The 20,965-nt window shown below is 59.7% G+C and carries 19 protein-coding genes; 7 read left to right on the top strand and 12 right to left on the bottom strand.

What is annotated here, in order from left to right:
- Positions 1-139 precede the first annotated feature (139 nt).
- Both ACYZTM_RS24230 and sugE read left to right on the top strand, forming a co-directional pair.
- Positions 140-1,105 carry a bile acid:sodium symporter family protein gene (locus tag ACYZTM_RS24230; RefSeq protein WP_461985043.1) on the top strand — a complete coding sequence of 322 codons (966 nt, stop codon included), beginning with the start codon at positions 140-142 and terminating at the stop codon, positions 1,103-1,105.
- A gap of 119 nt (positions 1,106-1,224) precedes the next feature.
- Positions 1,225-1,539 carry a quaternary ammonium compound efflux SMR transporter SugE gene (gene sugE, locus ACYZTM_RS24225; protein WP_131062177.1) on the top strand — a complete coding sequence of 105 codons (315 nt, stop codon included), beginning with the start codon at positions 1,225-1,227 and terminating at the stop codon, positions 1,537-1,539.
- A 99-nt stretch (positions 1,540-1,638) separates the two neighbouring features.
- Here sugE and ACYZTM_RS24220 read toward each other — a convergent pair whose 3' ends face one another.
- The 4 genes from ACYZTM_RS24220 to ACYZTM_RS24205 all read right to left on the bottom strand — a co-directional run bounded on the left by ACYZTM_RS24220 (position 1,639) and on the right by ACYZTM_RS24205 (position 6,418).
- Positions 1,639-3,513 (bottom strand): MFS transporter, encoded by a 1,875-nt coding sequence (locus ACYZTM_RS24220; protein WP_461985041.1) that lies wholly within the window; start codon positions 3,511-3,513, stop codon positions 1,639-1,641.
- A 98-nt stretch (positions 3,514-3,611) separates the two neighbouring features.
- Positions 3,612-4,763, bottom strand: coding sequence for a TDT family transporter (locus tag ACYZTM_RS24215; RefSeq protein WP_461985039.1), 1,152 nt, complete (start codon positions 4,761-4,763; stop codon positions 3,612-3,614).
- 106 nt (positions 4,764-4,869) lie between these two features.
- Positions 4,870-5,181 (bottom strand): cupin domain-containing protein, encoded by a 312-nt coding sequence (locus ACYZTM_RS24210; protein ID WP_131062180.1) that lies wholly within the window; start codon positions 5,179-5,181, stop codon positions 4,870-4,872.
- A 43-nt stretch (positions 5,182-5,224) separates the two neighbouring features.
- Positions 5,225-6,418 (bottom strand): MFS transporter, encoded by a 1,194-nt coding sequence (locus ACYZTM_RS24205; RefSeq protein WP_461985036.1) that lies wholly within the window; start codon positions 6,416-6,418, stop codon positions 5,225-5,227.
- 91 nt (positions 6,419-6,509) lie between these two features.
- Here ACYZTM_RS24205 and ACYZTM_RS24200 point away from each other — a divergent pair, with 91 nt between their 5' ends.
- Positions 6,510-7,049, top strand: a complete 540-nt coding sequence (locus ACYZTM_RS24200; RefSeq protein ID WP_461985034.1) for a TetR/AcrR family transcriptional regulator — start codon at positions 6,510-6,512, stop codon at positions 7,047-7,049.
- Between the two features lie 31 nt (positions 7,050-7,080).
- Here ACYZTM_RS24200 and ACYZTM_RS24195 read toward each other — a convergent pair whose 3' ends face one another.
- Entirely contained in the window at positions 7,081-8,394 is a 1,314-nt protein-coding gene (locus tag ACYZTM_RS24195) for an IS4 family transposase (protein WP_131063535.1), read from the bottom strand.
- Between the two features lie 314 nt (positions 8,395-8,708).
- On the opposite strand from ACYZTM_RS24195, the gene ACYZTM_RS24190 reads away from it, so the two are divergent.
- Positions 8,709-12,179 carry a hybrid sensor histidine kinase/response regulator gene (locus ACYZTM_RS24190; RefSeq protein ID WP_461985032.1) on the top strand — a complete coding sequence of 1,157 codons (3,471 nt, stop codon included), beginning with the start codon at positions 8,709-8,711 and terminating at the stop codon, positions 12,177-12,179.
- A 163-nt stretch (positions 12,180-12,342) separates the two neighbouring features.
- Here ACYZTM_RS24190 and ACYZTM_RS24185 read toward each other — a convergent pair whose 3' ends face one another.
- Positions 12,343-13,707: a DNA recombination protein RmuC gene (locus ACYZTM_RS24185; protein WP_461989198.1), complete on the bottom strand. Its 1,365-nt coding sequence runs from the start codon at positions 13,705-13,707 to the stop codon at positions 12,343-12,345.
- Between the two features lie 175 nt (positions 13,708-13,882).
- The gene (locus ACYZTM_RS24180; protein ID WP_131062185.1) at positions 13,883-14,206 is read right to left on the bottom strand and encodes an SEL1-like repeat protein; all 324 of its coding nucleotides are present in this window, start codon (positions 14,204-14,206) and stop codon (positions 13,883-13,885) included.
- Positions 14,207-15,146: 940 nt separating this feature from the next.
- Here ACYZTM_RS24180 and ACYZTM_RS24175 point away from each other — a divergent pair.
- The 3 genes from ACYZTM_RS24175 (at position 15,147) to ACYZTM_RS24165 (ending at position 17,549) form a co-directional block, all read left to right on the top strand.
- Positions 15,147-15,371: a hypothetical protein gene (locus ACYZTM_RS24175; protein ID WP_008031832.1), complete on the top strand. Its 225-nt coding sequence runs from the start codon at positions 15,147-15,149 to the stop codon at positions 15,369-15,371.
- A 277-nt stretch (positions 15,372-15,648) separates the two neighbouring features.
- Positions 15,649-16,131 (top strand): hypothetical protein, encoded by a 483-nt coding sequence (locus ACYZTM_RS24170; protein WP_461985029.1) that lies wholly within the window; start codon positions 15,649-15,651, stop codon positions 16,129-16,131.
- Between the two features lie 146 nt (positions 16,132-16,277).
- Positions 16,278-17,549, top strand: a complete 1,272-nt coding sequence (locus ACYZTM_RS24165; RefSeq protein ID WP_131062187.1) for an OmpP1/FadL family transporter — start codon at positions 16,278-16,280, stop codon at positions 17,547-17,549.
- A gap of 89 nt (positions 17,550-17,638) precedes the next feature.
- On the opposite strand, the gene ACYZTM_RS24160 is transcribed toward ACYZTM_RS24165, so the two are convergent.
- The 5 genes from ACYZTM_RS24160 to ACYZTM_RS24140 all read right to left on the bottom strand — a co-directional run bounded on the left by ACYZTM_RS24160 (position 17,639) and on the right by ACYZTM_RS24140 (position 20,964).
- Positions 17,639-18,190, bottom strand: a complete 552-nt coding sequence (locus tag ACYZTM_RS24160; RefSeq protein WP_461985027.1) for a glutathione peroxidase — start codon at positions 18,188-18,190, stop codon at positions 17,639-17,641.
- Between the two features lie 55 nt (positions 18,191-18,245).
- Positions 18,246-18,368 (bottom strand): hypothetical protein, encoded by a 123-nt coding sequence (locus ACYZTM_RS24155; protein ID WP_255142658.1) that lies wholly within the window; start codon positions 18,366-18,368, stop codon positions 18,246-18,248.
- The gene (locus ACYZTM_RS24150; RefSeq protein ID WP_109628668.1) at positions 18,365-19,573 is read right to left on the bottom strand and encodes an MFS transporter; all 1,209 of its coding nucleotides are present in this window, start codon (positions 19,571-19,573) and stop codon (positions 18,365-18,367) included. Before ACYZTM_RS24150 ends, ACYZTM_RS24155 begins: the two co-directional genes overlap by 4 nt.
- A 52-nt stretch (positions 19,574-19,625) precedes the next feature.
- Positions 19,626-20,030: a MarR family winged helix-turn-helix transcriptional regulator gene (locus tag ACYZTM_RS24145; protein ID WP_131062190.1), complete on the bottom strand. Its 405-nt coding sequence runs from the start codon at positions 20,028-20,030 to the stop codon at positions 19,626-19,628.
- Between the two features lie 202 nt (positions 20,031-20,232).
- Positions 20,233-20,964 carry an adenosylcobinamide-GDP ribazoletransferase gene (locus ACYZTM_RS24140; protein WP_131062191.1) on the bottom strand — a complete coding sequence of 244 codons (732 nt, stop codon included), beginning with the start codon at positions 20,962-20,964 and terminating at the stop codon, positions 20,233-20,235.
- Position 20,965: the final 1 nt, after the last annotated feature.

Raw genomic sequence — 20,965 nt, 5'->3', positions numbered from 1 at the left:
CGTCGCACCGCCCCGTTGGGTCGCGAAGCGGCCCCAAAAAATGGGACTGCTGCGCTGTCCAACGGGGGTAAACCCCCTCGCCACAAAGGCTCACTCCCACATTGGGTTTGTGGTGTTACTTAATAATAAGGATCAGGCCATGCGTGCTCTGGCTGCATTGAGTCGTTTTGTCGGCAACACCTTCGCTTACTGGGTCCTGATCTTCGCGGCCGTGGCGTTCCTTCAGCCGACGTGGTTCATCGGCCTGAAAGGCGCGATCGTGCCGCTGCTGGGCCTGGTGATGTTCGGCATGGGCCTGACCCTCAAACTCGAAGACTTCGCCGAAGTCGCTCGCCATCCGTGGCGCGTGGCGTTGGGCGTGGTTGCACATTTCGTGATCATGCCGGGCGTGGCGTGGTTGCTTTGCCAGGCGTTTCACCTGCCGCCGGAAATCGCCGTCGGCGTGATTCTGGTCGGTTGCTGCCCAAGCGGTACTTCGTCGAACGTGATGACCTGGCTGGCGCGCGGTGACCTAGCGCTGTCGGTGGCCATCGCCGCCGTCACTACCCTCCTCGCTCCGCTGCTGACACCCGCGCTGATCTGGCTACTGGCCTCGGCGTGGCTGCCGGTGTCGTTCATGGAGCTGTTCTGGTCGATCCTGCAAGTGGTGCTGTTGCCGATTGTATTGGGTGTGGTTGCCCAGCGGTTGCTCGGCAGCCGAGTGCGTCACGCGGTGGAAGTGTTGCCGCTGATTTCGGTAGTGAGCATCGTGATCATCGTCACCGCCGTGGTGGCCGCCAGCCAGGCGAAGATTGCCGAATCCGGCCTGCTGATCATGGCCGTGGTGATGCTGCACAACAGTTTCGGCTACTTGTTGGGCTACTTCACCGGACGCCTGTTCAAGTTGCCGCTGGCCCAGCGAAAATCCCTGGCACTGGAAGTCGGCATGCAGAACTCCGGCTTGGGTGCCGCGTTGGCCAGTGCGCACTTCTCGCCATTGGCGGCGGTGCCTAGCGCGTTGTTCAGTGTCTGGCACAACATTTCAGGAGCGTTGCTCTCGACGTATTTCCGCCGCATGAGCGAGAAACAAGACCGGAAAATCGCTGCTCAGCAAGCGACCGAGTAATCCGAAAACTTGATCCTCGGGTTAATGTTGGGCACTCTGTTGCGCAACGCGAGGACGACCTCGCGGCTCGATCGAGTCATTAATCTGGGGACGACCCCGTCAATCGATGGAGGTCTCTCATGTCCTGGATCATTCTGTTTTTCGCCGGCCTGTTCGAAGTGGGCTGGGCCGTCGGCCTGAAATACACCGACGGTTTCAGCCGCCCTCTCCCTACCGCATTGACCGTTGCCGCCATGGTCATCAGCCTTGGCTTGCTCGGCCTTGCCATGAAGGAATTGCCGCTGGGCACTGCCTATGCGATCTGGACGGGCGTGGGCGCCGTGGGCACGGTCATCGCCGGGATCATTCTGTTTGGTGAATCCATGGCGCTGTTCAGGCTGGCCAGTGTGGCGTTGATTATTGCCGGGTTGGTTGGCCTCAAGGTTAGCGCCTGACCTTACGATCGCCTTCGCGGGCAAGCCTCGCTCCTACAGGTGGTCGAGTACCTCTGTAGGAGCGAGGCTTGCCCGCGAAGAGGCCCTTACAGTCACCGACTACCTGACGACCCCACGCAAATCTCCTACCAACTGCTGCAACTTCAGGGGCTCCGCCACCTCAACCGCCACCGCCGGCCCCGCCACCAACGTCACCCGCGACCACAACCGACGAAACAACCCCTTGCCCGGATCGCGGCTGAAGAAACTCCCCCACAACCCTTGCAACGCCAGCGGAATCACCGGCACCGGTGTCTCTTCGAGAATCCGCACCAGCCCACCCTTGAACTCGCTCATCTCTCCGTCACCAGTCAACTTGCCTTCAGGGAAGATGCACACCAGCTCACCGTCCTTCAGATATTGAGCGATGCGCGTGAAGGCCTTTTCGTAGATTTGAATGTCTTCCTGGCGCCCCGCGATCGGAATCGTCCCGGCGGTACGGAAGATAAAGTTCAGCACCGGCAGGTTGTAGATTTTGTAGTACATGACAAAGCGAATCGGCCGACGCACTGCACCGCCAATCAGCAACGCGTCGACGAACGACACATGGTTGCAGACCAGCAATGCCGCGCCTTCATCCGGGATCAGATCGAGATTGCGATGCTCCACGCGGTACATGGAATGGCTGAGCAGCCAGATCATGAAGCGCATGGTGAACTCGGGGACGATGCTGAAGATGTAGGCGTTGACGCCAATGTTCAGCAGCGACACCACCAGAAACAGCTGCGGGATCGACAGCTCGACCATGCTCAGCAGAACGATCGAGACAATCGCCGACACCACCATAAACAGTGCGTTAAGAATGTTGTTGGCAGCAATCACCCGCGCCCGCTCGTTCTCGGGGGTGCGCGACTGAATCAGCGCGTACAGCGGCACGATATAGAAACCGCCGAAAATCCCCAGCCCCAGAATGTCGATCAGCACCAGCCAGGTGTGGCCAAAACCGAGGATTTCGATCCAGCCATGGCCGTCAACGCTGTCCGGAATACCGCCGGAATGCCACCACAGCAGCAAGCCAAACACCGTCAACCCGAACGAACCAAACGGCACCAGGCCGATCTCGACTTTGCGTCCGGAGAGTTTTTCGCAGAGCATCGAGCCCAGCGCGATACCCACCGAGAACACCGTCAGAATCAGCGTCACCACGGTTTCGTCGCCGTGCATCCATTCCTTGGCATAGGCCGGGATCTGCGTCAGATAAATCGCTCCGACAAACCAGAACCACGAATTGCCGACGATGGAACGCGACACCGCAGGCGTTTGCCCCAGGCCCAGTTTCAAGGTGGCCAAGGATTGGCTGAAGATGTTCCAGTTCAGGCGCATCTCCGGCGATGAGGCCGCCGCCCGGGGAATGCTGCGACTGGCCAGGTAACCGAGCACTGCGACACCGATGATCGCAGTGGAAACGATGGGCGCGTAATGACTGGACGACATCATGATCCCGGCGCCGATGGTCCCCGCGAGGATCGCCAGGAACGTGCCCATTTCCACCAGCCCGTTGCCACCCACCAGTTCTTCTTCACGCAGGGCTTGCGGCAGAATCGAGTACTTCACCGGCCCGAACAGCGCCGAGTGCGTGCCCATGGCGAACAGCGCCACCAACATCAGCAACAGGTGATCGAACAGGAAACCGACCGCGCCGACCGCCATGATGGCGATTTCCCCGAGCTTGATCAGCCGAATCAGCGCGTCCTTGGCGAACTTTTCCCCGAACTGGCCGGCCAGCGCCGAAAACAGAAAGAACGGCAGGATAAACAGCAGCGCGCACAGGTTGACCCAGATCGAACGGTCACCCTCGATGGTCAGCTTGTACAGAATGGCGAGAATCAACGACTGCTTGAAGATGTTGTCGTTGAACGCCCCGAGGGACTGCGTGACGAAGAACGGCAGGAAGCGCCGGGTGCGAAGCAAGGTGAACTGTGAGGGGTGGCTCATCTTCCATGTGTCCCTGATGTTGGGTAAAGAGTGGCGTGGCGATTGTTATTGGAATGTCGAGCGTCGATCCAGGCCACACATTACCTAATCTTTGCAGGTTATTTCTTTAATCCTGCAATGCACGGTGAGACAAACAACTCGCCCCGCCACGCGCCCTGCACCGTGCGTAGGGAGACGATCAGCCACATCACCGCCAGCATCGCCACCAGCACGCAGCCAAAGACACTGAAAAACGTCAGGTTCAAGGTGCTGCCCAGTTTCAACGTCGTCAGAGAATAGACGCCCAGCGGGAAGGTGAAGCCCCACCAGCCAAGGTTGAACGGGATACCGTCGCGCAGGTAACGCACGGTAATCAGCACCGCCATCAGCATCCACCAGAAGCCGAATCCCCACAGCGTGATCCCGGCCACCAGGCCCAACCCGGCGGCAATTTCACCTATGCCCGGCAGGCCGTTGGCCGCGAAGATCGCCGGCGCATCGGCGCCCAGCAGCAACATACCCAACGCTCCGGTGCCGATCGGCCCCAGCGCCAGCCAGCTGGAGGCGGCCATGTTTTCGTGAGGCAGTTTATGCAGCGCCATGCGCAACAACAGAATCGTCAGAATGCTGAACGCCACCGGCAGGGAAAAGGCCCAGAGTACGTAGCTGGTCGTCAGCACCACCAGTTGCGAATGGGCATCGGCCAGGTGCGGTGCCAGCAAACCACCGCTGGCGGCGGCCACTTCCGCCGCGACCACAGGCAACAGCCAGACCGCTGTCATCTGGTCGATGCTGTGTTCCTGGCGGGTGAACATCATGTAGGGAATCAGCACGCCGCAGGCCACAGACATGGCCACATCGAGCCACCACAGCACTTCGGCGACATGAATCACACCGTCGCCCCAGCGCGGCAAGCCGAACACCAGGAAACCGTTGATGATGGTCGCCAACCCCATGGGGATGGTGCCGAAAAACATCGAGACCGTGGAGTGGCCGAAAATCCGTCGCGCCTCATCAAAGAACAGCACCCAGCGTGCCGCGTACGCTGCGGTGAACAATACAAACAGGCAGATATTGAGCAGCCAGAGACCTTCGGCCACCGCGTGCAGGCCGGGTATGGATACGGGCAATTGCGCCAGCGCCAACGCCAGCACGCCCGTCCCCATGGTTGCGGCGAACCAGTTGGGGGTGAATTGGCGAATGGCCTCAAGCGGGTGCTGCAAATGGCTGAGCGGTTTTAAACCGAGGGTCGTGGTGTTGGGGCATGTCATGGTGAATTCCTCTTCCTCTTGTGAGGTGGAACTCATGGTAGATCTGAATCGAATATCTATATAACGGGTAATATCTCTAACTGTTATCTGTTTTGCAGATATAGCGTCAAACGCTGCCTTCCGTCTCGATCACCAGGATCCTCGCCGCGCCTAGCGGATGGGCGACGTGTTCGGTACCGATCGACGCATAGAAAATATCGCCCACGTCCAGCAGCGCTTCCTTTTCGACGCCTTCTTCGCGGTAGCGCATCTGCACCTGGCCATCGAGCACGACGAACACTTCCTGCCCATCGTTGACGTGCCATTTATACGGTTGGTCAGTCCAGTGCAAACGGGTGGTGATGCCGTTCATGTTGGCGATATCCAAGGCGCCCCAGGCACGGTCAGCGGTGAAGGATTTACTGCGGATAATCTTCATCGGGGCGGTCCGTCGAAATGAATGACGGGGCCAAGGCTAGCGGTCATCGAACATCGACGCCACAGACTTTGACAGGCTGCTGACACATCAGCGCGAGCAGAGCGCCGAGCGACAGGACAATCAGCACCGCGCCATAGCCATTGGTCGTGGTCACCAGACCAAAGGCTCGCGTCAGATTCCCCGCCAGCAACGACGGCAAGCAGAACGCCAGATAACTGAGTACATAAAACGCCGACATCAATCCTGCCCGTTCATGAGGCAGAGCCATTGGCACCACGCTGCGCAACGAGCCGAGGAAACTGGCGCCGAAACCGCAACCGGCGACCAGCGTCCCGATGAAAAACAGCGGCAGGCTGGCGCTGTGGACCGCCAGTAAAATCAGCGCCACCCCCACGGGCAGAATGCTCGCGCCGATCCGCAAGACTTTGTCCGCGGGGCGACTGCGCAAACTGTAGATCATCAACGCGCCGGTGACGGTCAGCACCGCCACTGTCGCCCCGCCAATCAGATTCGACGTCGATCCGGTAGCCGTCCGCACAAGCGACGGGGCGAGGGACGCGTAGAAACCACCGAGCGCCCACGCGGCGGAGTTGATCGGCAGCACCAGCCACAACGCACGCCGCGCCTGGATGGGCACATGCAGGGTCGGACGCAGCGATGCCAACGCACCACGTTGCGCACTGACGCTTTCCGGCAGACGCCAGACGTACAGCGCCTGCAACCCGAACAGCGCGAGCAGCACCCAAAAGGTCAATTGCAGCGGCAGCGGCGCGAACTCGGCCAACAAGCCGCAGCCCATGGCGCCAACCGCCATGCCGAGCAGCGGCGCGACACTATTGACCAGCGGACCTTGCTGGCGATCGGTGTCCAGCAACGCGGCACCCAGCGCAGCCGTGGCCATCCCGGTCGCAAAGCCCTGAAGCACCCGGGCGCTGATCAGCCACGCGACGCTGTCGGCATTGATAAACAGCAGCATGGCCAGCATGTTCAGCACCACCGCGGTGAAGATCACCGGTTTGCGTCCCAGGTAATCCGAGAGCGAACCGACCGTAAGCAGCGCCGCGAGCAGGCTGATGGCGTACACGCCGAAAATCAGGGTCAGGGTCGCTGCCGAGAATTGCAGGTGTTCCTGATAAAAGTGGTACAGAGGCGTCGGCGCAGTGGAAGCGGCGAGAAAACTCAGTAAAGTGATCGCCAGAAACCACAGGCTGGAACGGTTTGATATCGAGCTGGACATGCGCACACTCCGCAAAAGCTAATTTATTGCTTTTGCGGAGTGTGCTACCGGCCAGCGCTTAAAGCAAATTCTTTGTGTTAAGGTCCGCCGTATGGCTATTAAAGAAGGTTTACGCCCGGGCGGTCGAAGCGCCCGGGTGCAAGAGTCGATTCATTCTGCTGTCCGCGATCTGCTCGAAGAGCAGGAACGTTCGACCGTGACCGTGCCGCAAATCGCTACGCGCGCCGGGGTGACGCCGTCGACCATCTATCGACGCTGGGGCGATTTGTCGACGCTGCTGGCCGACGTCGCCCTCGCCCGCCTGCGCCCGGACAGCGAACCGGCCAACACCGGCAGCCTGAACAGTGATGTGCAGGCCTGGGCGGAGCAGTACCTGGACGAGATGAGCTCCGAACCCGGCCGCAACATGCTGCGCGACGTGCAATGCAGCACCACACCGGTCTATTGCGCGACAATCATCGGCGGGCAGTTGCAGACAATTCTGGATCGTTACCCGGATGAGCCGAAGCCGAGTGTCGACCGATTGATCAACCTGGTGGCGGCACCGACGGTGTTTCGTATCCTGTTTTCGGCGGCGCCGCTGGAGGTTGAGGAGTTGCATCGGTTGATCGAGATTGCGTTGCAGCAGTGAGACCGCTTTCGCGGGCAAGCCTTAATGCCAGTCAGTTAAGCCCTCCAGCCCTCTTTTTGGGGTATTTGACTGGTCTAGGCTTGACCACTCTTGGGTAACTTCGCTCTCGTCTGGCTGGCAGTATGAAGTGCTGAGCCTGGATTCTCAGTTCTGCCAGTCGTTTAGGGATCGTGCCTGGCGTTTCCAGCGGACAGAAGCGCAGCGCATTGCTGACCGCTTGAGACAACCAGAGAAAACTCAAGCGTTGCGGTACCACCTTTATTTCTTCAGCCATCAAGCGCATTTCCTGACGGATCAGGTTGTAGGCCAGCAGAGTTCCCCACAGTTCTTGACGCACCAGATCAGGTTGTTTACTGCGTAATTGCTCTCCTTTGAGCAGGTTTTGCTTGATCTCGCGGTAACCCAACTCGATTTCCCAGCGTTCGTTGTAGTGCCCCGCCACCTGATTGGCAGGGTAACGTTCGGCATCGATCAACGAGGTGAGATAGCGGCGGGGTTTGTCGTCTATCGAGTACTCAATCAGTCTTGCCTGCCAATGGCTAGGAAGGTCTGGACGTTGCTTGAGCGCATCTCTGGAAACCGTCAGTCGCACAAGCCAATCACCGGCGCCCAACTCTTCGATCACCTCGTACTTGAGCGGTTTGCGTGCCCGCATGAGCCAGTGCCGTTCGGTTCCACTGTGCTGCCAGTCGAGCAAGAGGGCCGCCGAGTAATAGGCGCGGTCAAAAATCGTCACCGAATGATCGCTTACCGCTTTCTCCAGACCTTTGGCATAGCGAAGTTCGCCGACAGCAAACTCGCCAAAACAGGCAGCCCGAATCAAGTGACTATAGGTATCCATCAGGCAAACACCGCGCACTTGTGGCCAGGCTCCGTCTCCCGAGTGAGTCCGCCCGCCACCAAAGGCTTGGCGGTTTTCTGGTGTGTCAGGGGTGGACCAAACCACGCCGTCTACCGCAAAGCTGCGTAACCCTAAAAAGCCAGCCGAAGCTGGCTGCTCAGCACCGCCCCATGACTCTGCCAATTGCTTAAACAGTGCGGCAAGGGGCTCTGCTCCCAGCCGTTGCCGGGCCTGGACTGCTGCGCTGGGCACAGGCACCTTTGCTTCGCCCAAAGCCAGTCCCAGCTGCTGCACGATGAGCCAAATCGGCTCGTTCTTGAACAAGGCCAACCCCACCACCAACCAGACAATACGCTCGGCCGGCAGGCGTCTACGGCGCAGAGAAACCGTTCCGGTCGAGGCCAGCGCTTGCTCGATCCACAGGGGATCGATCAGTTGCGCAAAGCGTTCGAAAGAGATCGGATTGAGTTTGGTAACTTCTTGAAGGGCGTTTTGTAGGGACATGAAGCGGGCTCATAAAAACATAAGCCCGTTTCTATTACTGCTGGGCGGGCAAGTCAATTTCTTAACTGACTGGCATTAGGGCAAGCCTCGCTCCTACAGGTTCTGTGTCGTACACATAATCGGTGAACAACACAAAACCTGTCGGAGCGAGGCTTGCCCGCGAAGAGGCCGGCCTGGACGCCATAGATCCAACAGACAAACACCCTGCGACACCCCACCACGCCACGACCTTGGTCGACACTGACTAACCCCTGCCATCGTGCGAGACTGTCTGACCGGGCGGGAGTCCCGGGTGTCTTTTGTCGGGAGTTCCCATGCCGTTGTCCAGCGGGCTGATCGCCGCCGTCGCCCTGGCCTATATGGCCATCATGTTCGCCATCGCCTTTTACGGCGACCGCCGCAGCACGCCGTTGCCGCCGCGAGTGCGCGCGTGGGTGTACAGCCTGTCGCTGGCGGTCTATTGCACCAGCTGGACCTTCTTTGGCGCAGTCGGCCAGGCCGCCGAACAACTCTGGTCTTTCCTGCCGATCTACCTCGGGCCGATCCTGCTGCTGATCTGCGCGCCGTGGGTCCTGCAAAAAATGGTGATGATCAGCAAACAGGAGAACATCACCTCCATCGCCGACTTCATCGCCGCCCGCTACGGCAAATCCCAGTCGCTGGCGGTGGTGGTGGCGCTGATCTGCCTGGTGGGCGTGTTGCCCTACATCGCGCTGCAACTCAAGGGCATCGTCCTCGGGGTGAACCTGCTGATCGGCGCCGGTGCCGACGCCATGGGCACCCGCGCTCAGGACACGGCGCTGATCGTGTCGCTGGTGTTGGCGCTGTTCACCATTGTTTTCGGTACCCGCAACCTAGACGCCACGGAACACCACCGCGGCATGGTGCTGGCGATTGCCTTCGAATCGCTGGTCAAGCTGTTCGCGTTTCTCGCGGTCGGCGCGTTCGTGACCTACGGCTTGTACGACGGATTCGAAGACCTGTTCGACCAGGCCATGCTCGCCCCGCGCCTGGAGGAGTACTGGAAGGAAACCATCAACTGGCCGTCGATGGTGGTGCAGACCGGCGTGGCGATGATGGCGATCATTTGCCTGCCCCGGCAGTACCACGTGACGGTGGTGGAAAATATCGACCCTCAGGATTTGCGCCTGGCGAAATGGGTGTTCCCTGCTTACCTGGCGTTGGCGGCGTTGTTTGTAGTACCGATCGCCCTCGCCGGTCAGATGCTGCTGCCCAGTTCAGTGCTGCCGGACTCTTTCGTCATCAGCCTGCCCCTGGCCCAAGCCCACCCGGCCCTGGCAATGCTGGCCTTTATCGGCGGTGCTTCGGCGGCGACCGGCATGGTGATCGTCGCCAGCGTCGCGCTGTCGACCATGGTCTCCAACGACATGTTGCTGCCGTGGTTGCTGCGCCGAAACAACGCTGAGCGGCCGTTCGAAGTGTTCCGCCAATGGATGCTGTCGGTGCGCCGGGTCAGCATCGTGGTGATTCTGTTGCTGGCTTACGTCAGTTATCGCCTGCTCGGCTCCACCGCGAGCCTGGCAACCATTGGCCAGATCGCCTTCGCCGCCGTGACCCAACTGGCCCCGGCCATGCTCGGCGCGCTGTACTGGAAACAGGCCAACCGCCGGGGCGTATTCGCGGGCCTCGCCGCCGGCACATTCCTCTGGTTCTACACCCTGATTCTGCCGATCGCGGCCCACAGCCTCGGGTTGTCCCTGAGCAGTTTTCCAGGGTTGGCGTGGCTGCACAGCAACCCGCTGAATCTGCCGCTTACCCCGCTGACACAAGGCGTGGTGTTGTCGCTGGCGGCCAACTTCACGCTGTTCGCCTGGGTGTCGGTGCTGTCACGCACGAGGGTTTCCGAGCACTGGCAGGCGGGTCGTTTCATCGGTCAGGAAATCAGTGCTCGCCCCAGCGCCCGCTCGATGCTGGCGGTGCAGATCGACGATTTGCTGCAACTGGCCGCCCGCTTCGTCGGTGAAGAACGGGCGCGGCAGAGCTTCATCCGATTTGCCTACCGCCAGGGCAAAGGCTTCAACCCGAACCAGAACGCCGACGGTGAATGGATCGCCCATACCGAACGCTTGCTGGCCGGTGTACTCGGCGCTTCGTCGACGCGCGCGGTGGTAAAAGCCGCCATCGAAGGTCGGGAAATGCAGCTGGAGGATGTAGTCCGTATCGCCGACGAAGCCTCGGAAGTGCTGCAGTTCAACCGCGCCCTGTTGCAAGGCGCTATCGAAAACATCACCCAGGGCATCAGCGTGGTCGACCAGTCGCTGAAACTGGTGGCCTGGAACCGGCGCTATCTGGAGCTGTTCAATTACCCGGATGGGCTGATCAGGCTTGGCCGACCGATTGCCGACATCATTCGCTACAACGCCGAGCGCGGTCTGTGCGGCCCCGGCGAAGCCGAAGTGCATGTCGCCCGCCGCTTGCACTGGATGCGTCAGGGGCGCGCCCATACCTCTGAAAGACTTTTCCCCAACGGACGTGTGATTGAGCTGATCGGCAACCCGATGCCCGGCGGCGGTTTCGTCATGAGTTTCACTGACATCACCGCGTTCCGCGAGGCCGAGCAGGCGCTGACCGAAGCGAACGAAGGCCTGGAGCAGCGGGTCACCGCACGGACCCACGAACTGTCACAACTCAACGTTGCCCTGACCGAAGCCAAGGGCACCGCCGAATCGGCCAACCAGTCGAAAACCCGCTTTCTGGCGGCGGTCAGCCATGACTTGATGCAACCACTGAATGCCGCACGCCTGTTCTCCGCTGCCCTCTCCCATCAAGACGATGGCCTGTCCAGCGAGGCGCAGAAACTGGTGCATCATCTGGACAGTTCACTGCGCTCGGCCGAGGACCTGATCAGCGACCTGCTGGACATTTCCCGCCTGGAAAACGGCAAGATCAACCCGGACCCCAAACCCTTTGTGCTTAACGAGCTGTTCAACGCGCTCGGTGCCGAATTCAAGGCACTGGCTCAGGAGCAAGGGCTGAAATTCCGAGTTCGGGGCAGCACGTTGCGGGTCGACAGTGACATCAAATTGCTGCGCCGGATCTTGCAGAATTTCCTGACCAACGCCTTCCGCTACGCCAAAGGGCCCGTGCTGCTCGGCGTCCGGCGGCGCAAGGGCGAGTTGTGCCTGGAGGTCTGGGACCGAGGACCGGGGATTCCTGAAGATAAACAGCAGGTGATTTTCGAAGAATTCAAACGCCTCGACAGCCACCAGACGCGCGCCGAGAAAGGCCTGGGCCTGGGGCTGGCGATTGCGGATGGGCTGTGTCGCGTGCTGGGTCACACCTTGCGCGTTCGGTCCTGGCCGGGGCGCGGTAGCGTGTTCAGTGTCAGCGTGCCGCTGGCGCGGGCACAGACTGTCGCGCCGGCCAAGGTCAGCGAGCTCAATGGCCATGTGTTGAGCGGCGCGCAGGTGCTGTGTATCGATAACGAAGACAGCATCCTGATCGGCATGAACAGCCTGCTGACACGCTGGGGTTGCCAGGTCTGGACCGCGCGCAACCGCGATGAATGTGCGGCGCTGTTGAACGACGGTGTACGTCCGCAGTTGGCGCTGGTGGATTACCACCTGGACCATGGCGAGACCGGGACCGAGTTGATGGCGTGGCTGCGCACCCAGCTTGGGGAGCCGGTGCCCGGGGTGGTGATCAGTGCCGATGGCCGGCCGGAAACGGTGGCCCAAGTGCATGCGGCGGGCCTGGAGTACCTGGCGAAACCGGTGAAACCGGCGGCGTTGCGGGCGTTGTTGAGTCGGCATTTGCCGTTGTGATGCGGCAGGTTTTAACACGGTAGTGTCTGGACTACCTATATCGCGAGCACGCTCGCTCCCACAGTGGGTCGGAGTGGTTGCACACATCGAGTGAACAACACAAAAACCCTGTGGGAGCAGGCTTGCTCCGGGCGGCGTCCCGACGAAGCTTTTGGCTTTTGACCTATTCAGGCAACTCAGCCAACCCATCGACATCGGTCATCGCCCGCTCCAGCAGATCAGCCGGCAAGCTCTTGCTGGCTCGGGCACCCAGCAACTTCAACTGTTCACTGCGGCTGACGAGGTTGCCGCGCCCTTCTGTCAGCTTGTTGCGCGCTGAGCTGTAGGCCTTGTCCAGTTGCTGCAAGCGATTGCCGACTTCGTCCAGATCCTGGATGAACAACACGAACTTGTCGTACAGCCATCCGGCGCGCTCGGCGATTTCCCGGGCGTTCTGGCTTTGGCGCTCTTGCTTCCACAAGCTGTCGATGACTCGCAGGGTCGCCAGCAGCGTGGTCGGGCTGACGATGACGATGTTGCGGTCGAACGCCTCTTGAAACAGTGTCGGTTCAGCCTGCAACGCCGCGGAAAAAGCCGCTTCGATCGGCACGAAGAGCAAGACGAAATCCAGGCTGTGCAAGCCGTCGAGTCGTTTGTAATCCTTGCCCGACAGGCCTTTGACGTGATTGCGCAGCGACAGCACGTGCTGCTTGATGGCGATCTGGCCGATGGCATCGTCCTCGGCCGCCACGTATTGCTGATAGGCTGTGAGACTGACTTTGGAGTCGACCACCACCTGCTTGTCACCCGGTAGATAAATGATCACGTCCGGCTGGAAACGCTCACCGTCCGGGCCCTTGAGGGTGACTTGGGTCTGGTATTCGCGGCCCTTCTCCAGCCCGGCGTGTTCAAGCACGCGCTCAAGAATCAGCTCGCCCCAGTTGCCTTGGGTTTTCTGCCCTTTCAACGCTCGAGTGAGGTTAGTGGCTTCGTCGCTCAAGCGCAGGTTCAGCTGCTGCAAACGCTCCAACTCTTTGGCCAGGGAAAACCGTTCGCGGGCTTCGGCCTGATAGCTTTCCTCGACGCGTTTTTCGAAAGACTGAATGCGTTCCTTCAAAGGATCGAGCAACTGGCCCAGACGCTGCTGGCTGGTTTCGGCGAAACGCTGCTCACGCTCGTCAAAGATCTTGCCCGCCAGTTCGGCGAACTGTGCTCGCAGCTCGTCTCGTGAGCCTTGCAGGTCGTTGAGGCGTTGCTGATGGCTGTCCTGCTGCTCGCGCAGTTCGGCGTTGAGCGAGGCCGCCTGGGCGTCGAGGCGCCGCAGCTCGACTTCTTTGCCGGCGCGTTCGATGTTCCAGGCGTGAGACGCGTCGCGGGCGTCGTCGCGCTCGATCTGCAGCAGTTCAATTTCACGGCGCATGGCCGCCATGTCTGCCTGCTTGGCGGCGTTGGCCTGGCCCAGATCACCGATTTCATCGCGGCAGGTTTCGAGCTGGGCGTTCAAGCCGTCCTGCGCCAGTTGCGACATGGCCAGACGCTCTTCCAGCATGGCCACCTCGGCTTGTCCCGCGCTCGCACGGCGCTGGATTTGCCAGGCCAGTACCAGCAATGGCAGTGCAGCGCCCGCCAGACCAAGCAAAATGCTGGTCAAGTCCATAGCCATAGCGACTCCTGCCGATGAGATAAAGCTTGAAGGTTAACCAAGGCGTCAAAACTTGGACAGCTCAGTCTTCGACTAAGCCCAGTTCCTGCAGGGCGCGCCGATCGCCCGCTCGCGCGGCCTGACGCAACAGGTCCTGGCCAATGCGGCGATCCCGGGCATTGCCGCATTCGCGGCACATCAGTTGGCCGAGACGACTTTGCGCGGCCACCACACCTTCACGAGCAGGCTGCTTGAGCAAGCGTCCGGCGAAGTGTTTAACGTTGGTGTTTTCACTCAGGCGCGGGCTGTCCAGCAACCACTCCGCCACGCGCATCGAAAAGCGCTTGGGAGGGGTAACACTGGGGGGGGTGGAGGTGGCAGAAACTGATACGGAGCGAAACTTCATAAAGCACTGTGGGGCAGATCGGAAGGCGCGCCACTCTACTCTTTTTTTCTTACAGGTAAAGCCTAAAAAACCCGGCACGCCCGTCCTAGAGCAAGCGCTCGGGACAATCCACAGAAGCTGTGGATAACTCAGTGGACAACCGTCCTTGAACTTACGCAAAGCCCTGTGGAATGGGGCTCGCAGTCAAACTGACGATTTTTTCACCAGTAAAAAAAAGCGATGTTTTTCATTGACTTAAATTTTCAATACAGGCACCCACTGTGGTCGGGGCGCAGATGACAGTCCGGTTACGGTCTGCGCAACTTATGTGCACAAGTACCTTCGTGGCAGTTATATCGATGCGCTTTTTCGGAGCGCTTTGGAGTGCGTTTCTGGGGATAACCTTGGCAAACCCTTGCCCCAGGCTTGTGCCGGACCGACGACCAGTGGTCGGAAATCGTCCCATTGCGGAGCAAGATTGCTCAGGTCTGAAATTATTTTGCTTTCGCGCTTCCCTTCACCCACTCGATCCGTTACTATCCGCGGCGTTAGTACCAAGCTGAAAGTCAATTCTGGTCGAACAAATCCTCCCGGTCAGCCTTCCCAAAGGAAGCCTCCACCGAACAAGCGGGATCGACCACCTCGATGGTTTCCAGGTAAACCTTGCGCCAACACAGCCTTTGAATCGAAAGCGAAGGGTGTTGCGAAGCTCACTTACTCTGACCGAACCAACCTGCAAATTGATCAGGATCTTCACCCCGGGCCCAGAACCTTTGCCCTTGATGTGTTGCCTGCCCTCCTAAGTACCTACCTGCCAGCCCAAGCGCGCCAATTATCAGCGCTTCAAACTGGCTGCTTTGTTCCAGTCGGGTTCTTCGTTCGACCAATGGTGGTCGTCGTCACTGGAACGTTTTAATTTTGCACGGTTCTTATCCGTGTCGCTTGTAGGAACACCCATTTAATGACTACTCAAATCCACACCCAAGATGCCATTCGCACCCTAACCAACGCTTTTGCACCAATGAATTGCCTGATCATGGCCGCTCGCAAAGGCTGCTTCAGCTTTACTCTGGTCAACGAACACGGCATCGCTCGTCACAGCGAACGCCTGTACCCCGATCAATACTCCAGCGCAGAACCGCTGCAGGCAGTGATCGAGCGTACCCGTCAGGCACTGGTTGCCTGATACGCCAGAACGACTGAAAACCTCAAAAGCCCTGCTCAAAAAGCGGGGCTTTTTATTGCCCGATATTTCTCATTGCGCAACATGCGGCTAAGCACTAACCGGTATAACGGTTATAACTCGAAGCCGGAAATATTTTAAAAACAGTCCTTTACAGCGCGAATATGACACTACACTTCAACTCAAGCGGATTGATCCGCTTCCGGCGAGCCTGATTCGATTCACCCGCTGCCAACGCTCCCTTCAGGTATCGCCGCCCACTTCATGTTTCGAGGGCTTTATGGGTATCGCTGCCAGCGAACTGTGCCGTTATGTGATCCGTCCGACATTGATTTACCTCGGACGCCATAGCGCGACTGCCGAAGCCCTGTTACTGGGCATCGCCGCCAGCCAGTCAGCCCTCGGCTCCGCCCTGCATGACCGCCGTGGACACGGCCTGTACCGAATCGCCGAACCCCGCCATCAGGCTCTCTGGGATCATTACCTGGCATTGGACCCGGAGCGCGCGAGCCTCGTGCGCGGCCTCGCCAGCCAGCATGCCTTTCTCAGCGGGCCGCATCTGGAATTGACCGTCAACCTGCGTTACGCCACTGCCATTGCCTGGCTGCTGGTAGAAGAACAGAACACTCCCCTCCCCGCCGCAGATGACTTGTTGGGTATGGCCCGAATCTGGCGCCAGACTTTTCAGCCTCAAGGACGCCTGCGCGACTTTACCTACGCCTGGCAAACCTGTGTTTCACCAATGAATCAGGTCGCCTGCTGACCCACCGGTTTCCAAAGATCCTGTAACGGGTCGCGAATTCGGTCGGATTGTCCTACAAAACCGCTCTAACTCAAGCCATACAGCCTATAGCGCTGGGACGAAAATGTTGGTAATTTTCGCCCCGGTGATCACCAGGAGTTCTAATAATGAAAAAAGTAATGCTCAAAACCACACTCAGCCTCGCTGTTACCTTGGCATCCACCCAGATTTTCGCAAGTGGCTTTGCCATCAACGAACAGAGCATCAGCGGGATGGGTACAGGTTTTGCCGGGCGATCTTCCTCTGCCGATGACGCAAGCACTATTTTTGGCAACCCTGCCGGCATGTCCCGCCTCAAGCGCGAACAAGTCACCGGTGGTGCTGCATTTCTCGACGCACACACTGACATCAGCCACGCCAGCTCCAGCCCGAACAGCGGCAGCAACGACGGCGACATGGTTCCGTTCATCGCCGTGCCGATGGGTTACTACGTCAAGCCAATCGACGACCACTGGGCATTCGGTATCGGCATGTACGCGCCGTTCGGCCTGGTGACCGATTACGAGAACAACTTTGCCGGCCGTTACTTCGGCAGCAAGAGCGAAGTTAAAATCGTCACCCTGCAACCGACAGTCAGCTACGCCTTCAACGACAAGGTGTCCATCGGCTTCGGTCCGACCATCAACCGTATTGACGGCACCCTGGAATCGAACCTCTCGATCACCCAGGCCGCGCCGGACGGCAAGGTCAAAATCAAGGGTGACGACACCGCACTGGGCTACAACATCGGTGTGCTGGTTCAAGCCACCGACAGCACTCGCGTCGGCCTGACCTACCACTCGAAAGTGAAGTACAAGCTCGAGGGTGACACCAAGGTCAACTACAACGTGCTTGGCCTGGTCGGTCAGAATCCAAGCCAGAAGTACGACGCCTCGCTGGACCTGACCACCCCTGAATCGGTGGACTTCTCGGTCACTCATCAGCTGGACGACCAGTGGACTCTGTACGCAGGCAGCACCTGGACTCGCTGGAGCCGCCTGAAAGAAATCACCGTCGATAACAAGGGTGTTCCTGCCATCCTGAACGGCCAGTTCGGTACCATCACCGAAGAACAGAACTGGCACGACACCTGGGCTCACGCCATCGGCGCGTCCTACCAGTTGAACAAGCAATGGGTACTGCGTACCGGCCTGTCCGTCGACCAGGCGCCGACCAATAACGTCGATCGCTCCCCACGCATCCCGACTGGCGATCGCAAGATTTTCAGCCTGGGCGCCGGCTGGAGCCCGACCGACGACCTGACCATCGACGTGGCGTACTCGTACCTGCGTGAAGAGTCAGTCAAGGTCAGCAACAGCAACAACCGTGGCCAGAGCTACGACGCCAAGTATGAAAACTCGGCGAACGGTTTCGGTGTTGGCGCGACCTACCGCTTCTGATGATTCACGGCGAGCCTGAAACGCTCGCCGACTGAATCTAAAAAGCCCTGCTCTCTTGTACAGAGGCGGGGCTTTTTAGTGGGCGTAAATCAGGGCTGGGAAGCCAGGGCTTTTTCCACCGCTGCAATGAACTCGGGATCATCGGGCTTGGTCAGGCTGGAGAAATTGGCAATCACCTTGCCCTTGCGGTCGACCACGTATTTGTAAAAATTCCACTTCGGCGCGCTGGTCTGTTTGGCGAGGACCTTGAACAAGTGAGTCGCGTCATCACCGCGGACTTTCTGCGGCTCAGTCATGGTGAACGTCACGCCGTAGTTCACGTAGCAGACCTTGGCAGTCTCTTCGCCATCCTTAGACTCTTGCTTGAAGTCATTGGACGGAACGCCGATCACCTCCAGCCCCTGATCCTTGTAGCGCTGGTTAAGCGCTTCAAGGCTTTTGAACTGCGGGGCAAAGCCACAGAAACTTGCGGTATTGACTACGACCAGCGGTTTACCCTCAAACCGTTGGCACAGGTCGATGGACTCCTTGGCGCGCAACTTGGGCAACGAGCCCTGCAACAGCTCCGGGCACTCAGCCGCTTGTGCCAATCCGGTAAACGCCACCAGCAACGCGGGGACTGCAATCCAGCGCATCAACATGTCGGTGCATCCTTGATCAATGGTCACAAACGAAGTTACTCGCCCACGCCTGTTCCTAGCAAGCACCCATACCCAACTGCATCAGCGCCAACCCGCCCTGATGCCAGCCCCACCAGGCCAACGCCAGCAGCAAGGCGCCGACAGCGACTACTGCAATCCGCGGCCAGAGACGGTTCATATCGCGCTCAACCGGGTTTGCAGGCGCGCTACCGGCTGCTCACGCACCGGCCAGTTCAGGGCTGCGGCCAACAGGCTCAAGAGAATCGCCACTTGCCAGATCAAGTCATAGCTCCCGGTTCGGTCATACACCACCCCACCCAACCAGCCACCGAGGAACGAACCGAGCTGGTGAAAGAGGAAAACAATCCCACCGAGCATGGACAGATTTCGCACACCGAACAAGGTCGCCACCGTGCCGTTGGTCAACGGCACCGTCGACAGCCACAGGAAACCCATGGCCATGCCGAACAGGTACGCGGTGGTCGTGGTGACCGGTGCCCACAGGAACAGCGTAATCACCACCGCCCGCAGCAGGTATAAACCGGTGAGCAAGCGCGGTTTGGACATGCGACCGCCGAGCCATCCTGCGGTGTACGTGCCGAAGATATTGAACAACCCGATCAACGCCAGCACCGTGGTGCCCACCGTGGCCGGAAGGTGCTGGTCCACTAGGTACGCCGGCAAATGCACGCCGATGAACACCACCTGGAAACCGCAGACAAAAAAGCCGAACGCCAACAGCCAGAACCCCGAATGGGAGCAGGCTTCGTGCAGCGCTTCGGAGAGGGTTTGTTCATGGCCGAGGACTGGCAGCGGTTTGTCCTTGAGCATGCTCACCAGCGGGATAATCAGCGCCACCAGCAGGCCCAGCACCAGCAGTGCCGCAGACCAGCCCAGCCAGCCGATCAACCCCAGCGTGCCGGGCAACATCGCGAACTGACCGAAAGAACCGGCGGCGCTGGCGATGCCCATGCCCATGCTGCGTTTCTCCGGCGGCACGGCACGGCCGACCACGCCGAGGATCACCGAGAACGAAGTGCCCGACAGACCGATGCCGATCAACAGGCCCGCACTCAGGGATAAGGTCACGGCAGAGTCGGACAGGCCCATGAACACCAGGCCCAATGCGTACAGAACACCACCGACCAACACCACTTTCGCCGCGCCGAAGCGATCAGCCAGCGCGCCGGTGAAGGGCTGCGCCAGGCCCCAGATCAGGTTCTGCAAGGCAATGGCAAACGCAAACGTCTCACGGCCCCAACCGAACTCGGCACTCATGGGTGCCAGAAACAAGCCGAAGCCGTGGCGCACGCCCAAAGACAATGCCAGGATCAGCGCACTCCCCACCAACACCCAACCGCACGTACGCCACATCGATGTCATTCTTATTCTCCGGTAGCGGGTATATACCCGCTTAAGATCGGAAAAACCGGCATCACGCCAGTTCGTCCAGCAATCGCAACAAGGTTTCGCGCTTCTCGGCGCCCAAACGATCGACCAACCGCTGCTGCGCCGCTTCCCACGCAGGCAAGGCCGCGGCCAGGCGATCGGCGCCCGCCTCGGTCAGCCGGACGATGCGATTACGCATGTCCTCGCCCTCGACCAGCGTGACCAGGCCCTCACCTTCCAGCACCCGAAGATTGCGCCCCAGGGTGCTGCGGTCCAGGCCCATGGCTTCGGCCAGGGTGGAAATACTCGGTTCATTCAGGCGCTGCAGATTGCACAGCAAAGAATACTGGGCAACGTTGATCCCGAAGCCGTCGAGAGCGCCGTCGTAATGCCTGCTGACGCCACGGGCGGCGCGACGCAGGTTGATGCATAAACATTGAGAGTCGAGCATGGTGCGTGTATATACCCGCGAGTGTGTTAAATCAAGTTACAGAAGGGTTTAATCAGCGATATAGAAATGTCTGGCAGACCGCTATCGCGAGCAGGCTCGCTCCCACAGTGGATCTTCAGTGGACGTTGAATTTATGTACGACGCCATCAATGTGGGAGCGAGCCCGCTCGCGATGAGGCCGGCACATCCAGCCCACAAACCATCAGACCAACGCCAATCCTACCAGCACCGCCATCTCCATCAACTCCAGCATCGCCCCAGCCGTATCGCCCGTCGTCCCGCCCAATCGCCGCAGCATCACCTGCCTCAACCAAACGAACATCACCCCCGCCAGCAAAAGCGCCCAGACACCGCTGACTCCAGCGATCAAAACACAAGCCAACGCACTGACCGCCAGCACCTGTTTACCCACAGAGCGCGGCAGATGATCGGCCAACGCCTGCCCCAACCCGCCGGCACGCACATACGGTGTGGTCAGGAACAATCCCAGCATCGCACTGCGACCAATCAGCGGAACGATGATCAGCACAACGCTGTGCTGCTGCTCGATCAACGCCAGCAACGCGGCGAATTTGAGCAGCAACACCAGCACCAGCGTCACCACCGCAATCGGCCCACTGCGCGGGTCTTTCATGATGGTCAGCGTGCGCTCACGGTCGCCAAAGCCACCGAGCCAGGCATCGGCGCTATCGGCCAGACCGTCCAGGTGCAACGCGCCGCTGAGCAATACCCAAACAGTCAGCAACAACGCGGCGTGAAGCAACAGAGGCGTGCCAAGCAACAGCCAGTTCAGCGCCCATAAAAGTGCGCCAAACAGCAGCCCGACCAGCGGATAAAACAGTAGCGACCGCCCCAGCTCCTGAGGTGCGGGCATGCCGGGCAGGCGAATCGGCAAACTGCTGAGAAATTGCAGGGCGATCCAAAAGGGCAACATG

It is taken from the genome of Pseudomonas sp. MDT2-39-1, assembly GCF_054898085.1.
This window is presented reverse-complemented; position numbering and strand designations above follow the sequence as displayed.

Bases quoted from the DNA above. Each gene is read 5' to 3' on its own strand.
- ACYZTM_RS24230 (WP_461985043.1), top strand. From the start codon at position 140: ATGCGTGCTCTGGCTGCATTGAGTCGTTTTGTCGGCAACACCTTCGCT.
- sugE (WP_131062177.1), top strand. From the start codon at position 1,225: ATGTCCTGGATCATTCTGTTTTTCGCCGGCCTGTTCGAAGTGGGCTGG.
- ACYZTM_RS24220 (WP_461985041.1), bottom strand. From the start codon at position 3,513: ATGAGCCACCCCTCACAGTTCACCTTGCTTCGCACCCGGCGCTTCCTG.
- ACYZTM_RS24215 (WP_461985039.1), bottom strand. From the start codon at position 4,763: ATGACATGCCCCAACACCACGACCCTCGGTTTAAAACCGCTCAGCCAT.
- ACYZTM_RS24210 (WP_131062180.1), bottom strand. From the start codon at position 5,181: ATGAAGATTATCCGCAGTAAATCCTTCACCGCTGACCGTGCCTGGGGC.
- ACYZTM_RS24205 (WP_461985036.1), bottom strand. From the start codon at position 6,418: ATGTCCAGCTCGATATCAAACCGTTCCAGCCTGTGGTTTCTGGCGATC.
- ACYZTM_RS24200 (WP_461985034.1), top strand. From the start codon at position 6,510: ATGGCTATTAAAGAAGGTTTACGCCCGGGCGGTCGAAGCGCCCGGGTG.
- ACYZTM_RS24195 (WP_131063535.1), bottom strand. From the start codon at position 8,394: ATGTCCCTACAAAACGCCCTTCAAGAAGTTACCAAACTCAATCCGATC.
- ACYZTM_RS24190 (WP_461985032.1), top strand. From the start codon at position 8,709: ATGCCGTTGTCCAGCGGGCTGATCGCCGCCGTCGCCCTGGCCTATATG.
- ACYZTM_RS24185 (WP_461989198.1), bottom strand. From the start codon at position 13,707: ATGCTGGAAGAGCGTCTGGCCATGTCGCAACTGGCGCAGGACGGCTTG.
- ACYZTM_RS24180 (WP_131062185.1), bottom strand. From the start codon at position 14,206: ATGAAGTTTCGCTCCGTATCAGTTTCTGCCACCTCCACCCCCCCCAGT.
- ACYZTM_RS24175 (WP_008031832.1), top strand. From the start codon at position 15,147: ATGACTACTCAAATCCACACCCAAGATGCCATTCGCACCCTAACCAAC.
- ACYZTM_RS24170 (WP_461985029.1), top strand. From the start codon at position 15,649: ATGGGTATCGCTGCCAGCGAACTGTGCCGTTATGTGATCCGTCCGACA.
- ACYZTM_RS24165 (WP_131062187.1), top strand. From the start codon at position 16,278: ATGAAAAAAGTAATGCTCAAAACCACACTCAGCCTCGCTGTTACCTTG.
- ACYZTM_RS24160 (WP_461985027.1), bottom strand. From the start codon at position 18,190: ATGTTGATGCGCTGGATTGCAGTCCCCGCGTTGCTGGTGGCGTTTACC.
- ACYZTM_RS24155 (WP_255142658.1), bottom strand. From the start codon at position 18,368: ATGAACCGTCTCTGGCCGCGGATTGCAGTAGTCGCTGTCGGCGCCTTG.
- ACYZTM_RS24150 (WP_109628668.1), bottom strand. From the start codon at position 19,573: ATGACATCGATGTGGCGTACGTGCGGTTGGGTGTTGGTGGGGAGTGCG.
- ACYZTM_RS24145 (WP_131062190.1), bottom strand. From the start codon at position 20,030: ATGCTCGACTCTCAATGTTTATGCATCAACCTGCGTCGCGCCGCCCGT.
- ACYZTM_RS24140 (WP_131062191.1), bottom strand. From the start codon at position 20,964: ATGTTGCCCTTTTGGATCGCCCTGCAATTTCTCAGCAGTTTGCCGATT.